At 38.0% G+C, this 18,573-nt stretch carries 24 protein-coding genes; 14 read left to right on the forward strand and 10 right to left on the reverse strand.

The features are described 5' to 3' along the window. Positions 1–28 precede the first annotated feature (28 nt). Positions 29–895 (forward strand): SDR family oxidoreductase, encoded by an 867-nt coding sequence (locus P3L37_RS09860; protein ID WP_109912215.1) that lies wholly within the window; start codon positions 29–31, stop codon positions 893–895. Positions 896–897: 2 nt separating this feature from the next. Here P3L37_RS09860 and P3L37_RS09865 read toward each other — a convergent pair whose 3' ends face one another. Together P3L37_RS09865 and yqfB are read right to left on the reverse strand one after the other, a co-directional pair. Continuing rightward, on the reverse strand, positions 898–1,080 hold the full coding sequence (locus P3L37_RS09865; protein WP_109912214.1) for a hypothetical protein: 183 nt from the start codon (positions 1,078–1,080) through the stop codon (positions 898–900). 122 nt (positions 1,081–1,202) lie between these two features. Continuing rightward, positions 1,203–1,532, reverse strand: coding sequence for a N(4)-acetylcytidine aminohydrolase (yqfB, locus tag P3L37_RS09870; RefSeq protein ID WP_004910859.1), 330 nt, complete (start codon positions 1,530–1,532; stop codon positions 1,203–1,205). Positions 1,533–1,716: 184 nt separating this feature from the next. Between yqfB and P3L37_RS09875 the strand changes: the two genes are divergently transcribed. Continuing rightward, positions 1,717–2,499, forward strand: coding sequence for a GNAT family N-acetyltransferase (locus tag P3L37_RS09875; protein WP_110731931.1), 783 nt, complete (start codon positions 1,717–1,719; stop codon positions 2,497–2,499). 40 nt (positions 2,500–2,539) lie between these two features. Here P3L37_RS09875 and P3L37_RS09880 read toward each other — a convergent pair whose 3' ends face one another. The 3 genes from P3L37_RS09880 to P3L37_RS09890 form a co-directional block, all read right to left on the reverse strand. Next, positions 2,540–3,139 (reverse strand): LysE family translocator, encoded by a 600-nt coding sequence (locus P3L37_RS09880; RefSeq protein ID WP_110731930.1) that lies wholly within the window; start codon positions 3,137–3,139, stop codon positions 2,540–2,542. 1 nt (position 3,140) lies between these two features. Continuing rightward, entirely contained in the window at positions 3,141–4,061 is a 921-nt protein-coding gene (locus tag P3L37_RS09885; protein WP_110731929.1) for an alpha/beta hydrolase family protein, read from the reverse strand. A 111-nt stretch (positions 4,062–4,172) separates the two neighbouring features. Continuing rightward, complete coding sequence (locus tag P3L37_RS09890; RefSeq protein ID WP_109912210.1) at positions 4,173–4,943, reverse strand: DeoR/GlpR family DNA-binding transcription regulator; 771 nt, start codon at positions 4,941–4,943, stop codon at positions 4,173–4,175. 88 nt (positions 4,944–5,031) lie between these two features. Between P3L37_RS09890 and hisN the strand changes: the two genes are divergently transcribed. The 5 genes from hisN to P3L37_RS09915 all read left to right on the forward strand — a co-directional run bounded on the left by hisN (position 5,032) and on the right by P3L37_RS09915 (position 9,188). Continuing rightward, on the forward strand, positions 5,032–5,832 hold the full coding sequence (gene hisN, locus P3L37_RS09895) for a histidinol-phosphatase (protein ID WP_117161924.1): 801 nt from the start codon (positions 5,032–5,034) through the stop codon (positions 5,830–5,832). A 27-nt stretch (positions 5,833–5,859) separates the two neighbouring features. After that, the gene (locus P3L37_RS09900) at positions 5,860–7,020 is read left to right on the forward strand and encodes an MFS transporter (RefSeq protein ID WP_004910848.1); all 1,161 of its coding nucleotides are present in this window, start codon (positions 5,860–5,862) and stop codon (positions 7,018–7,020) included. A gap of 247 nt (positions 7,021–7,267) precedes the next feature. Then, positions 7,268–7,741, forward strand: a complete 474-nt coding sequence (locus P3L37_RS09905) for a hypothetical protein (RefSeq protein WP_262416980.1) — start codon at positions 7,268–7,270, stop codon at positions 7,739–7,741. Positions 7,742–7,744: 3 nt separating this feature from the next. Further along, positions 7,745–8,518, forward strand: a complete 774-nt coding sequence (locus P3L37_RS09910) for a GNAT family N-acetyltransferase (protein ID WP_004910844.1) — start codon at positions 7,745–7,747, stop codon at positions 8,516–8,518. 118 nt (positions 8,519–8,636) lie between these two features. Continuing rightward, on the forward strand, positions 8,637–9,188 hold the full coding sequence (locus P3L37_RS09915; protein WP_117161927.1) for an adenylate kinase: 552 nt from the start codon (positions 8,637–8,639) through the stop codon (positions 9,186–9,188). A 47-nt stretch (positions 9,189–9,235) separates the two neighbouring features. On the opposite strand, the gene ddlA is transcribed toward P3L37_RS09915, so the two are convergent. Both ddlA and P3L37_RS09925 read right to left on the reverse strand, forming a co-directional pair. Continuing rightward, entirely contained in the window at positions 9,236–10,339 is a 1,104-nt protein-coding gene (gene ddlA / locus P3L37_RS09920) for a D-alanine--D-alanine ligase (protein ID WP_117161928.1), read from the reverse strand. Between the two features lie 133 nt (positions 10,340–10,472). Next, positions 10,473–11,357 carry a LysR substrate-binding domain-containing protein gene (locus P3L37_RS09925; protein ID WP_109912204.1) on the reverse strand — a complete coding sequence of 295 codons (885 nt, stop codon included), beginning with the start codon at positions 11,355–11,357 and terminating at the stop codon, positions 10,473–10,475. A 151-nt stretch (positions 11,358–11,508) separates the two neighbouring features. Here P3L37_RS09925 and P3L37_RS09930 point away from each other — a divergent pair, with 151 nt between their 5' ends. Then, the gene (locus tag P3L37_RS09930) at positions 11,509–12,123 is read left to right on the forward strand and encodes a LysE family translocator (RefSeq protein ID WP_109912203.1); all 615 of its coding nucleotides are present in this window, start codon (positions 11,509–11,511) and stop codon (positions 12,121–12,123) included. A 41-nt stretch (positions 12,124–12,164) separates the two neighbouring features. Here P3L37_RS09930 and P3L37_RS09935 read toward each other — a convergent pair whose 3' ends face one another. Both P3L37_RS09935 and leuE read right to left on the reverse strand, forming a co-directional pair. Then, positions 12,165–12,638: an NUDIX hydrolase gene (locus tag P3L37_RS09935; RefSeq protein WP_109912202.1), complete on the reverse strand. Its 474-nt coding sequence runs from the start codon at positions 12,636–12,638 to the stop codon at positions 12,165–12,167. A 292-nt stretch (positions 12,639–12,930) separates the two neighbouring features. Next, a complete protein-coding gene (gene leuE, locus P3L37_RS09940; protein ID WP_004910832.1) occupies positions 12,931–13,572 on the reverse strand; it encodes a leucine efflux protein LeuE in 642 nt (213 codons plus the stop codon). Positions 13,573–14,057: 485 nt separating this feature from the next. Here leuE and P3L37_RS09945 point away from each other — a divergent pair, with 485 nt between their 5' ends. The 6 genes from P3L37_RS09945 to P3L37_RS09970 all read left to right on the forward strand — a co-directional run bounded on the left by P3L37_RS09945 (position 14,058) and on the right by P3L37_RS09970 (position 17,647). Next, on the forward strand, positions 14,058–14,912 hold the full coding sequence (locus P3L37_RS09945; protein ID WP_004910830.1) for a helix-turn-helix transcriptional regulator: 855 nt from the start codon (positions 14,058–14,060) through the stop codon (positions 14,910–14,912). A 58-nt stretch (positions 14,913–14,970) separates the two neighbouring features. Next, complete coding sequence (locus tag P3L37_RS09950) at positions 14,971–15,672, forward strand: AzlC family ABC transporter permease (protein ID WP_004910829.1); 702 nt, start codon at positions 14,971–14,973, stop codon at positions 15,670–15,672. Further along, a complete protein-coding gene (locus P3L37_RS09955; RefSeq protein WP_004910828.1) occupies positions 15,669–15,983 on the forward strand; it encodes an AzlD domain-containing protein in 315 nt (104 codons plus the stop codon). Before P3L37_RS09950 ends, P3L37_RS09955 begins: the two co-directional genes overlap by 4 nt. 191 nt (positions 15,984–16,174) lie before the next feature. Continuing rightward, the gene (locus P3L37_RS09960) at positions 16,175–16,642 is read left to right on the forward strand and encodes a DUF1456 family protein (RefSeq protein WP_109912201.1); all 468 of its coding nucleotides are present in this window, start codon (positions 16,175–16,177) and stop codon (positions 16,640–16,642) included. An 88-nt stretch (positions 16,643–16,730) separates the two neighbouring features. Further along, positions 16,731–17,192 (forward strand): antitoxin Xre-like helix-turn-helix domain-containing protein, encoded by a 462-nt coding sequence (locus P3L37_RS09965; protein WP_004910826.1) that lies wholly within the window; start codon positions 16,731–16,733, stop codon positions 17,190–17,192. Further along, positions 17,189–17,647 carry an RES family NAD+ phosphorylase gene (locus P3L37_RS09970; protein WP_109912200.1) on the forward strand — a complete coding sequence of 153 codons (459 nt, stop codon included), beginning with the start codon at positions 17,189–17,191 and terminating at the stop codon, positions 17,645–17,647. The genes P3L37_RS09965 and P3L37_RS09970 overlap by 4 nt, the downstream gene beginning before the upstream one ends. Here P3L37_RS09970 and P3L37_RS09975 read toward each other — a convergent pair whose 3' ends face one another. Continuing rightward, a complete protein-coding gene (locus tag P3L37_RS09975; RefSeq protein WP_109912199.1) occupies positions 17,648–18,538 on the reverse strand; it encodes a LysR family transcriptional regulator in 891 nt (296 codons plus the stop codon). Positions 18,539–18,573 lie beyond the last annotated feature (35 nt).

Below are 18,573 nucleotides of genomic sequence, written 5' to 3' on the forward strand. Positions count from 1 at the left end.
CTGAATATATTGTAACTATAGGATATTCATGAAAAATACAATTCTTATTACTGGTGCGACAGGCCAGGTTGGTCATTACCTTATCCAATCATTACAGAACAAAGGCTATCATGATATTGTTTTAGCGGTTAGAGATCCTGCTAAGTTGAAAAACACACCTTATCGAACTGTTGTTATGGATTATGATAAGCCAGATACTATTGAAACCGCTTTACAGGGTATAGATTCCGTTTTCATGATGACGGGCTATACCATTGATATGCTTGTACAAAGTAAGGTCTTCGTTGATATTGCAAAAAAATCGGCCGTGAAATATATCGTGCACTTAGGTGCCTGTGGGGACGATAGCGCTCAAGTGGCCCATTGGGCATGGCACCAGCTTATTGAACGCTATATTGAATGGTCAGGAATACAATTTACTCACCTTCGCCCCGAATCTTATATGCAAAACTTACTGGGTTATCAAGGAGATGAAAACTTACAAAAAGGTGTCTTGCGCTCTTATTTTGGCAATGCAGTACTCAGTTGGGTAGACTGTGCCGATGTTGCTGAACTAGCGGCTTATTGCTTACTTAACCCGCAACAGCATGCAAGCCAAATTTATCGTCTTGGTTATGAAGACAAAAACTACACACAAATAGCTGAATTATTAACAGAACAATTGGGGATCCCTTTCAGCTATCAGGCAGAAAATCCCAATGAGTTTTGGCAACATGCCGTTAAAAATAATTTAGAACTCGCTTATATGAAAAGTATCTATGACCATTATGTCGCTTTTACCAATGGGGAATTAGACCGTTCAGGAATAATTTTTGATAATTTTCAAACTATAACGGGTAAAGCGCCAACATCACTAAAAGAATTTATTTTAAAACATCAAGAAAAATTCAAATAAACTTAAAATAGGCCTCTAATTTGGCCTATTTTTATATTATTTTTTATTCGCAATAAGTATTCTCCAAAAATTAATATTCCGCCGATAAAGGTCACTGTACTGAGTAGTTCATTAAGAAATAGAGTTCCCACAATAACCGCACTCAGCGGATTTAGTGCAATAAATACCCTTGCACCCGCAGCCACTAATGGTGAACCCCCTTAGCCCACCAGTTAAGCGTAGTATTGCTTTTGCTGTTATTAACGAGAACCAAGCATCACCGGCAACAAAGGCATTTTTACAAATTGCCAAAAAACTATATTCGTGATCAGTCAGTACTATTCAGCAATTGGTAAGTGATTACGTATAAATATTGCTCGTTTGGGTAAATCTCTTTGATAAGCGCTTTCAACGTCTCTAGACTCATGGCTTCTTGCTTAGCGTGGTATTCAGAAATGTCATCATAAGAAATGGGCTCTACCGACAATATTTTAATATCAGTATAATATTCACCTGTTTCCAGCGCGTATACCTTCACAATAGTCCCAGGAACATAATCGCTCTCGCTTTTATCACGGATAGTGATAATTTTTTTACCGGAAACCACCAGTGGAAGTAAACGCTCAAAAAAGGTTATCGTGTCTGGGGCGTTATTCATAATAATTCTCTTATTTTTATGCAATGTCTTTTCTAGGAAGACCTATTTTCTTATAAACCCAATAAATTGCAATAAAATGGTTCTTTTCGTGCTTTCAATTATACGAATACTATAGCGATCATTGCGTTTTATATACAATCAAGCCATAAAAATATTATCTACTACTATAAATTGAGTATACATAATGGATAACAATGAAAATTTGTTCTATCAACAAGAACACTATTTTTGGTCTGCAATATGTGCAAATGTAGTGAAAATCAGCAACCAAACTAGTGCTTACTTTTCTGAGCTACCATTGCCTATATTTAATTATATTTACCTCCACCAAGGTGCGCTCATTTCAGATTACGAGAAGGCTGAAATGCTGTTCAAACAACAAGCTAAGCCTTATGTCCTTGTTGTTCATGGCCAAATACGTTCTCTATTTGAGTCAGAAATAGTAACACGGGGGTTAATCTATGATGGTGAATCAACCGCAATGATTTTACCGCAAGACGTTTTATCTCAGTACAATTCACCACCGCAGCTTAATGCGGCTTTTCAGGTTGTGTTCAGCAATAATCAACTCAAGGATTGGGCTCAGCCGTTAATTACAGCATTCCCTGTCGATTCTGATACAGATGAAAGTGACTCAACTGTTACTGACGAGTATATTCGTTATCACCAAAGAGCACTTGATAAACAAACTAATATGGTGCATTTAGTCTTATTTGCAGATCAGCAACCAGTCTCAACCTTAACTATGACATTTAATAATGAAACAGCTCGACTTGATGATATTGGTACTGATATTCAATACCAAGGTAAAGGGCTCGCGACTTCACTTATTAAACATGCGCTATACCTTTGCCATCAACAAGGGGTTAAACAGTGTGTATTAGAGTCATCCAGTGAAGGGTTATTTATCTACAAAAGACTGGGTTTTGTACCTATATTTAATTACTACAGCTATATTTCGGAATGATTTTATTAAATGCATCTTAATAAATAAGGTGCATTTTACTTTACCTAAAAAAATAAGGCTCTAGTATAATCGCTAATAGCAACACTCCACCACCAATATTAATGTATTTTCGTAATGTTGAGACGCTCAGGGAGGAAGAAGAAATAATTAAAGCGGAGCAAGAAAACAGCAGCCATAAAGCCATCATGATAATATGGATAAGTGATAATACAAGAAAATTAGCAAGTGACGGGTCAGCTCCTGCATATTTTGAAACAACGACTAAATATAAAATAATCGCTTTTGGGTTAAGTAAATTAGCTAAATAAGCATCTTTGACCGTAATTTTTTTTATTTCTTGAGAGCTTTCTCTTTTACTGGTATTAATTCCTGAAATGATCAATGAAATAGCAAGATACAATAGATATAATGTACCTAAAATACCAATTAAATTCATTACCCACTGGTAAGAAACCAGTATTTTACTTAAACCAATTCCAACTAAAAAACCATGAGTTAAAATGCCTAATCCCGTTCCAATAATAGGTATAAACAGTCCTCTAATACCTTGGTTTAACACACTATTTAAAGCAATCGCAAAGCTTGCTCCCGGTGACACGACAATAGGGAATAATATAACGATAAAGCCGAGTATATCCACTTTATTTTGTCACCGTTTGGTACCAATGTTGAATATCTGTCACAATTTGTTCAGTATGTAACTGCCCATCTTTATCTTTAAAAAAATGGTCTAAATCTTGATATGCTCGGTAGCTGACATGGGGATTACGAATTTGTTTCATCATATTGTCTGTACCATGAGCATCCACGTTGGTATCCGCCATCGTTTGTATCACCAAATGTGGAGTTTTAACTGACTGGATAAGTTTTAAATTGTCAATGGTGAGCATCTCATACCACCATTTCGGGCCATGGCCGCTGACAAATTGGTCGTTATTTAATTGCTTTTGTTTTACCGCTTCTGCAAATTGTTTAAAACCTTCTTTTGAGTTAGCAATTTCTTCTTTAGGTGTATTATTTTCAATACTATACAGAACATCATTAATAAAATATTGTCCGCCGACATTCAATGCAACGGATGCGGTTATAAAATTTTCTTGTGCAACAATTAAATTAGTTACCAGTGCACCTTCACTTCCGCCTAATAGCACTATGTGTTGATAATCATTTTTTAATTGTTGTAATACTGCTACATAATTATTGGCGCGTTCTAATGGCGAGTCTTTCGACATATAGTCAACAGGACACTCTTCTTCCGAAGCTTCTTCATCATTAGCCCCCACTAGGTTGTTTAACCCTGTTTTTTCAACTAATAAAATATCATTATCAGGAAATACCACACCGAAATTTTTCAGCATGTTTGGATTATTAATGACGCTTTTACAATCAGAGCCTTGTAATAGAACTAATAAATCCTTTGATTTTTCGGCTTGTTTTTGGATTAAGTAATAGTTTATTTCTTTTCCTGCAAAGTGCATGGTTTGCATATTCACAGATAAATCCTGAGCAAATACACCCAATGAATAAAGTGAAAGTAACAAGGTAGTCATTTTTAATTTCATCGCGCACTCATCATGTCTATAAGGGCCTTTCGAAGATATTATATTGATTTTTTTATAACAAATAGCACCTAAAATGCCCTCATGATACAAGATAAAAGTTAGACATGTGGCCTATGCTTGTGCAATCTTTATTGCCATATTAGTAAACAAGTCAGTCGTTTGTTTATTCAATTCTGTTGTCATAACTAAGATTGAAATTTGTTCACAATTGGCAATCTTATACCTCGCAACTCCAGGTAATTTGTCTGCGGTTACCCCCATAATGACTTGATTACTGCGTTCAAAAAGGATTTTCTTAAATTTAGATTCTTCATAATCAAATATCGAAACCCCCATTTGTGGATCTAAAGCACAGCCACCAATAAAGCATTGGTCAAAATGGATTTGATTGATTTGATTCACTGCAGAAATATCAATACTCGCGCCAACTTGACGGTTTAATTTTCCACCAATTAAAATCACTTCACATAGTGGCTTCTTCATTAGTTCTAATGCTATTGATGGGGAATGAGTCACAACCGTCAATGATAGTTCCGAAGGTAAATAACGAGCGATTTCTAAGTTAGTTGAACCTGAGTCAATAAAAATACAGGTATTTTGTTTGACTAGTTTATTGCAAGCCTTCGCTATTTTGATTTTTTCATCTTGGTTTTGTGTCGTTCTCTGCTCGAATGTGCCCTTTTCCTCAAGCATACTGACCGCACCGCCATGGACTCGACGACAAACGCCTTCTTGTGCTAATTCATTTAAATCCCTGCGAATAGTATGCTCTGATACTTGCATTTCACGGGCTAACGTCGTGCAAACCACACGCCCTTCATCTTGTAGTAACTGGCGAATTTTATTTTGCCTTTGTTCTGGAAAAGCGACATAATCGAGCATACACTTCCTCATTAACTTTTTTAGCAATCATAATCGAGCAAGAAAAGATGTCAAACACTATCTTGTTCAAGCACTCGAGGACAACTAAATGACACACTCTCAGTTACCAGATAGCTTTTTCTTACATGAACTTGCCAATACTGCCGGTAAAATTTCTCTTGAATACTATCGAGCAAATGAACTTAGTGTTATTGAAAACAAACCCAAAGCCAACTATCGCTTCGATCCAGTCACTCAAGCGGATAAGCTCGCAGAAAAAGCCATGCGAGAACTGATATCTAAACATTATCCAACGCATTCTATCATGGGTGAAGAATATGGAATAACGGGTACAGGTCCCATTCAATGGGTACTTGACCCCATCGATGGAACCCGCCCTTTCCTTTGTGGACTCCCTTTATGGGCAAACCTGATAGGCCTAACTGAGCATGGCAAAGCGGTCATGGGAATGATGAGCCAACCCTATATTGGTGAACGCTTTTGGGCAGACCAACACGGAAGCTGGACCAGTAGCTCTCACGGACAATATCGCTTATCTACTCGCAAACACGTCAAACTCGAACAAGCCATCTTGCATACCACATCACCTGAACCTATTGCCGCACGATCAGACATTCATTTTATGGCGCTAGAGAAACAAGTATTAATGACTCGCTATGGGGGAGAATGCTATGCAATGGCAATGCTAGCAGCGGGTAGAATCGATATTTGTGTCGAATTCGCACTGGAACCTTATGATATTGTTCCATTAATCCCTATTATAGAACGTGCTGGTGGCATAGTTACTACATTGGATGGCAGCCGAGCTGAAGCAGGTGGTGCCGTTGTAGCAACGGGTTGCCCATATCTTCATGAACAAATTCTGACTATCTTAAATACAGGTAGTTAATTTTATCTTTTTAAGAAGCCCTATAAAATGCAATCTACTCAACAAGTTAATAGCCATGTTTCCTTAATACCCGCTAAAAGGGAGCAAATTTCTACTCGAATTATTTTTTTTATTGCTGGTTTTGTTACCGCGGCCTGGGCAGCCATTGTTCCTTATGTCAAACTTAACACAGGAGCAAATGATGCCACCCTTGGCATGCTATTATTATGTTTCGGTGGAGGGGCACTTATTGCTATGCCGGTGACCGGAGCATTAGCGGCCAAGTATGGCTGCCGCCGCTTAATGGTTTTTTCCACTATCGCCTTTTGTTTGTTGTTCCCCATTTTATCTTCTTTATCGCAAGTTAACTTTATCATCGTTGCCTTATTATTTTTTGGAATTTTCATTGGCTTAACAGATTGCGCGATGAACATTCAAGCTGTTATTGTTGAAAAGTCATCCGACAAGCCAATTATGTCTGGTTTTCACGGTTTTTATAGTGTCGGGGGTATAGCAGGTGCAGGTACCATGAGTTTGATCTTGCTACTTGGCGTTTCCGCGACAATGGCATCAATGATTATTTCAATTGTTGCGGTGGTTCTATTAGCGGCTTGCTATAACGGTTTAATCCCCTACGCTAACGCCCCAACTGGCCCCCTTATCGCTATCCCGAAAGGCATTGTTTTAGTTATTGGGATTGTCTGTTTTGCCGTTTTTCTTGCTGAAGGCGCAGTTCTTGACTGGGGAGCTGTATTTCTAATTGAACACCATGGATTAAAAGAAACTTTAGGCGGTTTAGGTTTTGCGGCTTTCGCCACAACCATGACTATTGGCCGATTACTGGGCGACAAAATTGTTATACGAGTCGGTTCTGCTCGTGTCGTATTTTTAGGTGCTTTGCTCGCTTGCCTTGGTTTTGTTATTGCTGTTTTATCTCCTCATCTCATATTTGCCATCATAGGTTTTGCATTAGTCGGTGCGGGTTCATCTAATATAGTACCGGTGATGTTTTCTGCTGTAGGGAAGCAAAAAACGATGCCAGAGGCTCTTGCCGTACCTGCAATTTCAACTTTAGGCTATTTAGGTATTTTGGCTGGACCTGCAGCTATTGGTTTTGTTGCTTTTCAATTGTCCTTGGCAACTGCATTATTATTAATTTCTGCATTATTAGTTATTATTGCTTTTGTAACTCGTTTTATCCGTGTGTAATTTTTTGAATCTCTTAAGGCTACTGCATTGTAGCCTTATGCTCCGTTTTTCCTCATCGATTGTTCGTATCTGATAAAAATGGAAACAATCGTGCTCTATTTATAGATTTCATGTATATAATTATTCATTAAACTATTAAAATTCCATCTGATTTTTCTGCTAGTGACTTCCATATATACTGAGGCTAAATGAACCCTACTCATAAAAAAAAAAGATTATCATTATTGGTGCTGGCGCGGCTGCGCTTATGCAATCGCTTAATGTTGAATTACCTGTTAGCTCCTCTCCCTCTATCATTGCGCACATCAATGATTCTATCGAACAAACATTGGTTCAACATATCATTTCAACACCACAAATGGAGCTACAACCAGCAGGTTCAGGTAAAATACTCTGTGCTGAAGATTATATTAGCGAAAAGCCCGAGCACAGTGCAGTGGCTATCGCACAAAACGCCCTTACAACGATTAAAAATTCATTTATAGGTAGTAACACGTTAAATCTTGAAAACGCTTTCATAGGAATGCGACCTATGCCTAAAGATGAGATGCCAATTGTCGGAAAAGTTGCTGATTTTGAAGGTTTATATATTATCAGTATGCACGCTGCGATTACGCTAGCGCCTTTGATATGCCAATTGGCTCAAGATGAAATCTTGCATGGAATAGAACAAGCCGCATTAGGCCCATATCGATTAACTCGTTTTGTATCAGGTAACTGACAAATGAATATTCCGTTGTACTATTTAAGACATTATCAATCGATTGAAAAAACATTTTGGACATCTATTTGTGAACATAGTATCCAGATTGCACAACACACAATTTGCTATTTAACGCCCCTTAATTCGCCGGCGTTTAACTTCATTTATTTGCAGCCTGACTCGACCAGTCACGCCTTTATGCAGGCTCACAACCTGTTTGTTTCACAGAAGAAAAACCATACTTTAGTGATCCCCGAAGAGATGCTCCAACAGGTGGTAACTGAGGCTGAGTCACTAGGTTACAAACGTGACAGCGTCACTACCGCAATGGCGTTGACCTTAGCAAAACAAAATGAGGTTGAACTGCCTGATAACCAAGTCGATATCGTCTTAGCGAATCACGATTTGTCTTTGTGGGCTAAGCCACTTGTTTCCGCATTTTATCTATCTGAAGAGCACGACCAGGTTATTAAAGAATATGTGCGTTATCATGAGGATGCTTTGCAACAAGGCGCACCACAATTTCACCTTGTGTTGCTCGTCAACGGAGAGCCAGCGACCTCAATGACCGTAACAATTGAAGGAACGTTAGCCCGTTTTGATGATATTGGTACTGAGCCAAGCCATCAAGGTAATGGCTATGCATCACAACTCATTGATTATGCTTTAGCATTTTGTCGCCAGCAAGGTGTAGAGCACTGTTTCCTTGATGCTTCAGAAGCAGGATTTGACCTGTATAAAAAATTTGGTTTTGTGCCATTATTTCGTTACATCAATTATGTCTGGTGCAAATAATTTAAAGCAATAGTGTTATTTGTAGAGGCATCTAATCTGGGATCATTGTTCATACAATGGTTCCAAATTCAGTCATTTCCAGATCAACCCTAGTGACAAAATTGTCTGATGTTTACATATGAAAATTAATATTATTGGCACTAGTGGCAGCGGTAAAAGTACCCTTTGCCAGCAACTTTCTTTGTTATTAAATGTCCCTTCTATTGAGTTAGATAGCTTATATTGGCTAGCAAATTGGCAAGGTTCTTCAGATGATGAGCTTAACCAGAAACTCGCCGCTACATTAGATAAAGCGGTATCTGGATGGATTCTTGATGGCAACTATACACGGACTCAACCCATTAAATGGAAAGAAGTCGACATGGTGGTTTGGTTGGATTACTCCTTGCCTCGAACCCTTTATCAGTCGATTACACGCACATTAGCGCGCATTCGTTCTGGACAAGAGCTGTGGGAAAATACGGGCAATAAAGAATGTTGGAAAAATGCCTTTTTCAGTCGCGATTCGATAATTTTGTGGCTGCTAAAGACTTACTATCCAAATAAGAAAAGAAACCTAAGTCATATGGTAAATTTCAATTTACGCCATATTCAGTTTGTTCGGCTCACCTCACCAAAAGAAACAAACTTATTTTTACAACAGATGAAGGCTCAAGTTCAGAGTAAATAAACATCTCGGTAGTCATAAAAACTACCGAGATAGTATTATCTCAGCGATTAAAGCTCATTACATGCCGTTTTCAACATCGCCGTTTGTTGAAATTTTTCAATTCCTAACTCAATTAAGCGGCTAATTAATTGCTGATAGGTCATACCGCCTTGCTGCCATAGTTTAGGGTACATACTGATATTCGTAAAACCAGGCAATGTGTTGATTTCATTGATAACAACGTCATTATTTTCTGTTAAGAAAACATCCACACGGGACATTCCATAGCAATTTAATGCACGATATGCTGATAAAGCAATCTCACGAATTTTATCACTCACCGCTTCATCTAATTGTGCAGGAGCAACGACCGATGCGCCATTCTCATCAATATATTTGGTATGGTATGCATAAAAACTATCGTGCAACACGATTTCACCACAAGGACTGGCAAGAGGCGCTTCATTACCTAATACTGCGCACTCAATTTCACGCCCTTTTACTGCGCTTTCAATAAGGACTTTCGTATCAAATAAAAAGGCAAAATCCAGTGCCGAGTCAAATTCTGATTCAGTGCTGACTTTGCTGATCCCAACAGATGAACCTTGATTTGCCGGCTTAATAAATAACGGTAAACCTAATTGTGCCACAGTGGCTTCATATTTCGTTGTTGCGCGTTCATTTTTAAACACCGTAATAAACGGGGCGATATTTAAGCCTGCGTCTCTAAGTAATCTTTTGGTAACGTCTTTATCCATACAGGCCGACGAACCTAAAACCCCCGGCCCGACAAACGGTAAATTCGCCATACGCAATAAGCCTTGCAGTGAACCGTCTTCACCTAAGTTACCGTGAACAATAGGGAAAATAACATCAATTTGCGGCAATGGCTTCGTATCTTCAAGCGAAATAAATTGTTCTCGCGTTTTTCCCGGAACAAGTGCAATGCTACGTTTTGGTGTATTCAAGGCAATACGAGACGGGTCATCACCATGCAATAAATAATCAGATTCGTTATATTCATGCCATTGCCCTTCTTTATTGATTCCCAAAAGGCATACATCAAATTTATTGCGATCTAATCCATTGATAATATTTTTAGCGGACTGTAGCGAAACTTCATGTTCTGTTGATCGACCACCAAAAATAACACCTACTCGTATCTTGCTCATTATTTGCTCCGACATAAAACACCAAACCTAGCAGAGAAATATAGCACGCAAAGAAATGGTTATGACATAAATTATTTATTTTTCATTAGGGTTCGCTGGCTTTATAATCAAACCTTCTTTTTTTGATAGGTAATTATCTTCCGTCAATCAGGGTTTCAATACTGATATTCACCTGCTCTATTAGCCACTGGGTAAAAATAGCTGCTGCACTGCCCTTTTCAATAGGTTTCGATGACAATAAATAATACGCAGAACTATCTTCAATGAAACCATATGGTGCGGCTAATTGCTTTGATTGTACTTCATCCGCAACCATCAAAAATGATGCAAGCGCTGCTCCTTGCCCCGCCAATGCAGCTTGAATGCACAAGTAAAAGTGCTCATATGTAATAGTTTTACTATTTGGAAGAGTAACTTTTTTTATATTCTGCCAAGTTGTCCATGCATTGGGTCTAGATGTCGTCGACAGTTGTGGTATATGAGCAAAGTTTTTCTTAAGATCAAGTCCAGGCCGAACCACAACCCCCATGCGTTCTGAACAAACTTTTACTGCAAAAAGATTGTCATTCCATTTAAAATCATTACGCCTCAATGCTAAATCAACGTTCGCTTTTGTAAAATCAATAACACCACCTGCGGCAACTAGATGTACCGTAATATGAGGATATTGTTGATAAAAATGCGTAAGTCGAGGAATTAACCACTTCATTGCAATTGTTGGTTCACAAGACAAGCTAACAACATTAGGAAACGTGCTACTTTTTATCTTTTCAACACCGTCTTTAAGCTGTTCAAATATCGAACTAGTTGTTTGTAACAATATTTGCCCGTTAGCCGTTAAAAAAACAGCTCGGTTCCTTCGTTCGAATAACTCAACACCAAGATATTCTTCTAATAAACGAATTTGTCGGCTAATCGCACTATGAGTCACATTTAGCTCTTTTGCTGCCTTCACAAAACTGCCTGCTTTCGCAGCAGTATCAAAAAAACGTAATGATGTTAACGGTGGTAGTTTCATATATATAGGTAACAAAAACTGACAGATTTGCGTCAGGATAAATCGCTTTTTAGTTTTATTCAATCCATTGATAATAAAAACAATAAATAAACAAATTATTTCAAAGTAAATACATTTTTAGTCTGTTTCTATTACCTTTCAGGAAATTAATATGAATGAAGTTATTGCAGTTGCGACCATCACCATTTTAGCCGTAATTAGTCCAGGGCCTGACTTCGCTATGGTAACTCGCAATAGTTATACCTATGGCATTAAAACAGGCTTATTGTGTGCGCTAGGTATCGCTATTGGGGTACAGGTTCATGTGTTCTATACCGTTTTTGGTATCACGCTGGTCATCATGAATTCACCAACATTATTCTTAATAGTTAAACTTATTGGTGTAATTTACTTGGTGTATATCGGATTTAAATCATTAACAAATAAAGTAAAAATATCCTCAAATAACGCAGTATCAAGGCCATTATCTGCCTTAAACGCTTTTAAAAATGGTTTTTTGACGAATGCTTTAAACCCAAAAACCATGTTTTTTGTAGTTTCTGTGTACAGCCAAGTTATCAGTACACAGAACTCAATTTGGTTAAATTTAAGTTATGGCCTATTTATTTCTTTCGCTCATTGGCTTTGGTTTAGTCTAATTGCTATTTTCTTTGCGACACCCGTAGTACGAAACAAAATTCTTAACTACCAATTTATTATGGATAGAACAATTGGTGCACTACTCATTCTATTGGGACTATCTTTATTATTCTTTAATATAAATTAATCTTGTACTTACATTCCTACCCATGTCCACATTCATGATAACTATTTACCCTGCAACCGATAATATTCATTGACCACTTTCGCCAACTCAATCACGTCGGCTGGAATATTGAGTTTGGCGAGCGCCTCAAATGGCACCCATTCAAATGGTGCAAAAGGCGGTTGTGATGAAGGCAATAACTCACATAAATAAATCATATCAATATGCCAATGGTTACCTTTCTTTTTATCGACAATAAACTCTTTCAAGATAGCGATAGGCAACGGCAGTACTTGTGTATGGGATGAATCATGGATTTGTGATGCAAACGGGAAACCACAACTGACTACTTGGCACTCTAACCCAGTTTCCTCAAGAACTTCTCGAAAAACAGCATGCTGTGGCTCTTCATTCACTTCGATGTGGCCCCCCGGAGGTAACCAAAAACCAAGCTTTTGATGTTCGTGTAATAAAAATTCACCATGCTCATTACGGATCATTGCTGTTGCCGTAAAATGTTTAACTTCCTCGTTCATCCTATCATTGCCCTTTTTTCCATTTTACTATTTCTACGTTGTATTTTTATTTTCGAGCTTAACACCTCGCGGCCTTCCAGTCATAAGGCATTAACTCTGCTAATGTCACTTGCGTATTTTCATTGACTGCAACAATAGCTTTAATGACTGAGATGCTAACTAGATATACACGCCAGGCATGCAAACACTATACCGTCAAACGGGCAAGGAAGACACTAAACGGAAGCTAGTGAGTGGGTAACAGTGATAAAAAAATAGCCAGCGCTTGGGCCGGCTATTTCTGATAAAACTATTATGCGGTTAGTGCAAGTTTTGCTCCAAACATCAAGAATACAGCGCCAATACAACTATTAGATAATTTAGATAGCTTTTTATTATGTTTAACCATATTCGTTACGGCAACCGCGCCAAAAATCAATAGTGATAAATAAATCATGCTACAGGCTTCTAAAATGGCGCCAAGAATAAAAAATGGCACACCCGCGCTTGGGTAAGCTGGATCAATGAATTGGATAAAAAATGAAACATAAAAAATGATCATTTTAGGGTTTAGTAAACTTAAAAAAACGGCTTTTTTATAGGTACCCTTGGTTTCTAAAATAATTGAATCAACATCACCTGTATTTTCTTTCTTATGTAACACGCTATATAAGGTTTTAATCCCTAAATAAAATAAATATGCTGCCCCTGCGTATTTTATAACACTAAAAAAGATAGGCGATGTTTTTACTAAAGACGCAACCCCTAAAAATGATAGAAAAATGAGCATAGCATCTCCTGTAAAGACACCTAATGCTGCTTTATAACCATTTTTCACACCATATTTCGCACTGCTAGTTAAAACAAATAAAGAATTAGGGCCTGGTACCAATGTAATAAAAATAACACCGATAAGATAAGTCCATAAGTTTGTAATACCGAGATTTTCAAGCATAGGAAACCCGCTAACTCAATAAAAGTTATAACAAAAAATTCACATCATTTCTTTATACTTATTATGATACAGACTTTATTCGCCCTATAAAAGATATCACTAATGAATAATGCAAATATAAAATATAATTTCAATAAATTAAAATAATCTGGTTTTATAGCAATGAAATAACACACCTAACAAGAACAATAAACTACGCAAACCAACTTAATCAGAAGCGGACTACAAACACCTAGCAATACAGTGATTAATACCGGTATTTGTTAATAACAAAGAATTTAACACCACAAAAACAAATGGAATAGTAATAGTGATTTGAGTGAGGTTTCACGTTATAACATAAATGTCGGTGCTATTTAAAAGTAACGTTGGATAAAAACTGTATAAAATTAAAACACCTCATTTAATAGCAAGCTAAGATTATTTTCTTTTAACATTTTATTAAAAAATATTGAGTTATTAATCATTATTATTTTAGGAATTCCATGGAAAGCGCTAACTATTTTCATCTAGAGGAACTCAACGGCCTTGAAATGATCAAAGCCCGTTATCATCAACAAAAATTTTCTCGCCATAGTCATGAAGGGTTTTGCATTGGTGTTATCGAAGAAGGCGCACAACAATTTTTCCGTACTGGCGAAAACCACTACGCGCCTAAAGGGGATATAATTTTAGTTAATGCCGATGAAATTCACACTGGCTCATCAGCAATGGAAAATGGCTGGTCTTATCAGGCTATTTACCCTACTCCAGAACTTTTTACCCAACTCACACTCGGTTTAACAACAGAGCACCAAGGGCTGGTACCCTGGTTTCCTATTGCAGTGATACAGGATGCAGGGCTTAGCGCCCAACTCCGCTTATTGTTTAATCTATTACCTCAATCAGGTAATACCCTTTTCAAGGAAACCTTGTTGTTATCCTCTTTAAGTTGGCTAACCTTACGTTACAACCGCACTAAAATTGAATTAACAGAAATAACACCCGCAAAGCAACGCATAGAACAAATTTGTGACTTGCTCATCAACACCTGCGAACAAGAACATTCATTAAGCCAATTAGCCGAAATATCAGGTTTTAGCCAATGGCACTTTCTACGACAGTTTAAATTGCATACAGGGATTACACCACACGCATTCTTAGTACAAGCCCGCTTACACAAGGCAAAAAAACTGTTATTAGCAGGAAATACGCCTGCAGAAGTCTCAAACCAATGCGGTTTTTCCGACCAAAGTCATTTCACTCGACATTTTAAACAGGCCCTTGGAGTTACCCCTGGGAATTTTATTCGGCATCGGATCGGTGAAAAGAGCAATTTTATTCTATCTACTAATATTTAATATCTTTAAAATCAATCAAATTATAAAAGTGTTCATAATTACAACAAGGTTAGTTTAAATGGCATCACAACAAAGTAACCAATGGCAAAAAGCGATGATGACAGGAGCTGTTCATACCGCTCCTCTTAATCTTGCTGTTATTCCATGGGGGGTATTAGCAGGTTCAATGGCGGTCGAAACAGGTCTCGATTTCTGGCAAAGTGTGGCGATGTCTGCAATGGTATTTGCAGGCGCAGCACAGTTAGTCACCCTTGGATTGCTAAATTCAGGTGCGGGCTATATCACGATTGTTATCTCTGTTTTTTTTATCACTTCTCAGCACTTACTTTATGGGCTGACATTACGCCCTCAAGTTAAAGACTTTACAACGCCCCAGCGCCTTAGTATCGGCTTTTTATTAACAGATGAATTATTTGCGATTAGCGCAGCTAAACGCCAAAGTTTAAGTTTTCCCTATCTCTTTGGTGCTGGGTTTAGTTTTTATATCGTTTGGTTAATCACCAGCCTTTGTGGGATTGCGATGGCCAATATTGTGGGCGATTTGAGCCGCTTACATCTCGATTTTTCTGTGGTTGCAACTTTGCTTGCAATCGTCGTTCCACTAACAAGAAAAATAAGTACGCTTTGTGGTGTTATTTTTTCACTCGTTGTCGCCATCGTACTTTCAATGTACTCCTTTAGTAGTGCTATTGTTATCGCTGGTGTGGGTGGGATGTTTGTATCGGTGGCCGTTTCACGTTTATTGAAGGAGGAAAAATGATTTGGCTTTTAATTATTACCTTAACAGCAGTTGTTTTTACTCTACGTTATATTTTCCTAATACCACAGTTACCAATACGTCTGCCCCTCGTGGTTCGTCAAGCACTAGGGTACTCAGCGCCTTGCTTGCTAACCGCAATTTGTGCCCCTGTTATCCTATTAGAAAACCATGATCTACGCTCCTTCCCAGATAATCCTTATTTATGGGGGGCGTTATTCTGTGTCATTGTTGCCTCAGTATTGAAAAATATGCTGTTAACTGTCGGTCTTACTTTAGTATTTTTCTATTCCCTTATTTATTTTATCGGTTAACTTAATATTCAAGATAAAGCATCGTTCAACGCTTTGCTTTATCTTGGTTAATCCCTCATAATATGCCCCTCTCAAAATACATTCCTTTTCAATTTCACCCTGTCATTGATTGTCATAGTGAATACTTTATTGGCCTTACTTACTCAATAAATAGCCAATTAACTTTTATAGATAATGGATAATACAATACCATGCTTAATAATTATGTTTTACGTAGTGTTCGCTATATGTTGGATCTAAGCGATGCCCAAATGGTTAAAATCGTAAAACTCGCAGATTTGGCTGTTACAAAAGAAGAAATGGTGACTTGGTTAAAAAAAGATAATGAGCCTGAATATGTTGAGTGCAATGACAATGTAATGGGGCATTTTCTGAATGGTTTAATCTATCACCGCCGCGGTAAAGATGAAAATCATCCCGCACCTGACGTTGATAGCCGCCTTAATAACAATATTATGCTCAAAAAATTACGCGTAGCTTTTGAATTAAAAGATACAGATATGATTGAAATCTATCAGCTTGTTGATTTTCGTGTATCCAAACCTGAGCTTAACGCTGTTTTTCGTAAACCAGGACATAAAAACTATCGCGAATGTGGGGACCAATTATTGCGTTACTTCCTAAAAGGCCTGACAATTCGTCTACGTGGTGATAAATAACTATTTCCTCTGTTTGTTTTTTGTTCATTAATTTTGCATTTTTCTGACATTTGTCTATAATGAAAATGACAAATGTCAGGAGGTTCAAATGAGAAACTATATCCCCACAACCCCACTTCAACCGACTGCTTCATCTTTTAAACCACTATGGCGCCATGTAGGGTTACCTGCCGAACGTGGTATTGAATTGACCCACTTCTTACGCCAAGGGCTGTCTGTCTCTGTTTTAGACAATATCCAAGAATGGTCAGGGATGAGTAAAACTGAATTATTACGGATATCCGGCATTAATGAACGCAATATTGCTCGTCGCAAAAATGCAGGCCAACCCCTCAATGCTGATGAAAGCGAACGAATTGCTCGTCTAGTACGCGTATTCGATGCGGCAGTGCGTTTATTTAATGGAGATAAACATGCAGCAGGTGATTGGCTTAATCACCCCGTTAAAGGGTTAGGCCATTTACGCCCTATTGAGCTTATTGCGACAGAAAGTGGAGCCATTGAGGTAATTGATTTGATTGGCCGCATTGAGCATGGTGTGTTTTCATGATTTTGTATCGATTGGTTAAATCCAGTTTTATTCACGATGCATGGTCTGGTCAAGGAGCCATGCTCTACGGTGGGCGTTGGAATCATAAAGGAACTCCCGCTGTTTATACTTCAACCAGTATTTCATTAGCCACCCTTGAAATACTCGTTCACATCAATCAAGACTTACTATTAAACCAGTTCAGTTTGCTATCCATCGATATCAATGACAGGTACGTGATGAAACTGTCGTTAGACCACCTTCCAACAGATTGGCAGCAAGACCCAGCGCCAACTTCTACCATGGATATTGGTACTACATGGCTAAATAACCAAGATAGCTTAGTATTATTAATTCCCTCTTGTATTATTCCCTACGAATACAATGCAATTATTAACCCGTTGCACCCGCAATTTCAAAAAGCCATACATACTGTTAAACCGCTGGATTTTAGTGTTGACTCACGCTTAGCATAGTTAAATATTTGCTAACAAATACTGTAAAAAAGTGTCTATCTTCGGTGATAATGCACTACGGCTCGCATAAACCGCGCGCAGCTCTATTGGGGCTGGTGATACTCCATCGAATTCTATTTGCACTAATTTATTCTGTGTAATCTGTTCGGCACACGCTTCTAATGCCAGAATGGCATAACCAACGCCGTTCATTGCGGCAGCGTGAGCTAGAATGCCACTATTTACTCGATAATTACTGTTAATTATCACTTTTTGCTGTAAACCCTCTGAATCAATAAATATCCATGGTTGCCCCTGCAATGCACTCAAGCTTGAAATACACGGCATATTAGCTAAGTCCTTAAATAAACATGGTTTTCCTACTTGTTCAATTAATTGGGGAGCGGCAACTACAACACTTTGCCATGATTTGATTAAACGTGAGTGATAGCTACTGTCCTCAAGGTGACCGCGATGAAATGTGAGTAATAAATCAATATCATCACTAATAACATCTTGAGGCATTAATTGTGTATCACAGTGAATATTTAATTGTGGGTGTAATAATGCAAACTTCGCTAATAAATCCGCGAATAATAGACTACCAAATTCACTGGGGATAGTTAGCCGTAACGTTCCAGTAAGTTGTTGTGGATGACAAATTTGCACCACAACCTGCTCTAATTCACTAACTAACCTTTGGCTTTGCTCAAATAAAATATTTCCTGTTTCAGTTAGCCGCATTTGCCGGGTTGTACGTTCAATTAACTGGCTGTTAAGTTGTTGTTCCAACTGTTTAATATAACGGCTCACATTCGATGTTGGCATTGAAAGTAATTTTGCCGCATTGACAAAATTTCCTTGTGTCGCAACGGCAATAAATACTTTCAATAAATTCAGGTCAACAGCCATTTCTAATCCCTACAGTTCACTCTCTATTAATCTGA

This window comes from Providencia sp. PROV114 (assembly GCF_032704305.1).
In the GTDB taxonomy this organism is placed as follows: domain Bacteria; phylum Pseudomonadota; class Gammaproteobacteria; order Enterobacterales; family Enterobacteriaceae; genus Providencia; species Providencia rettgeri.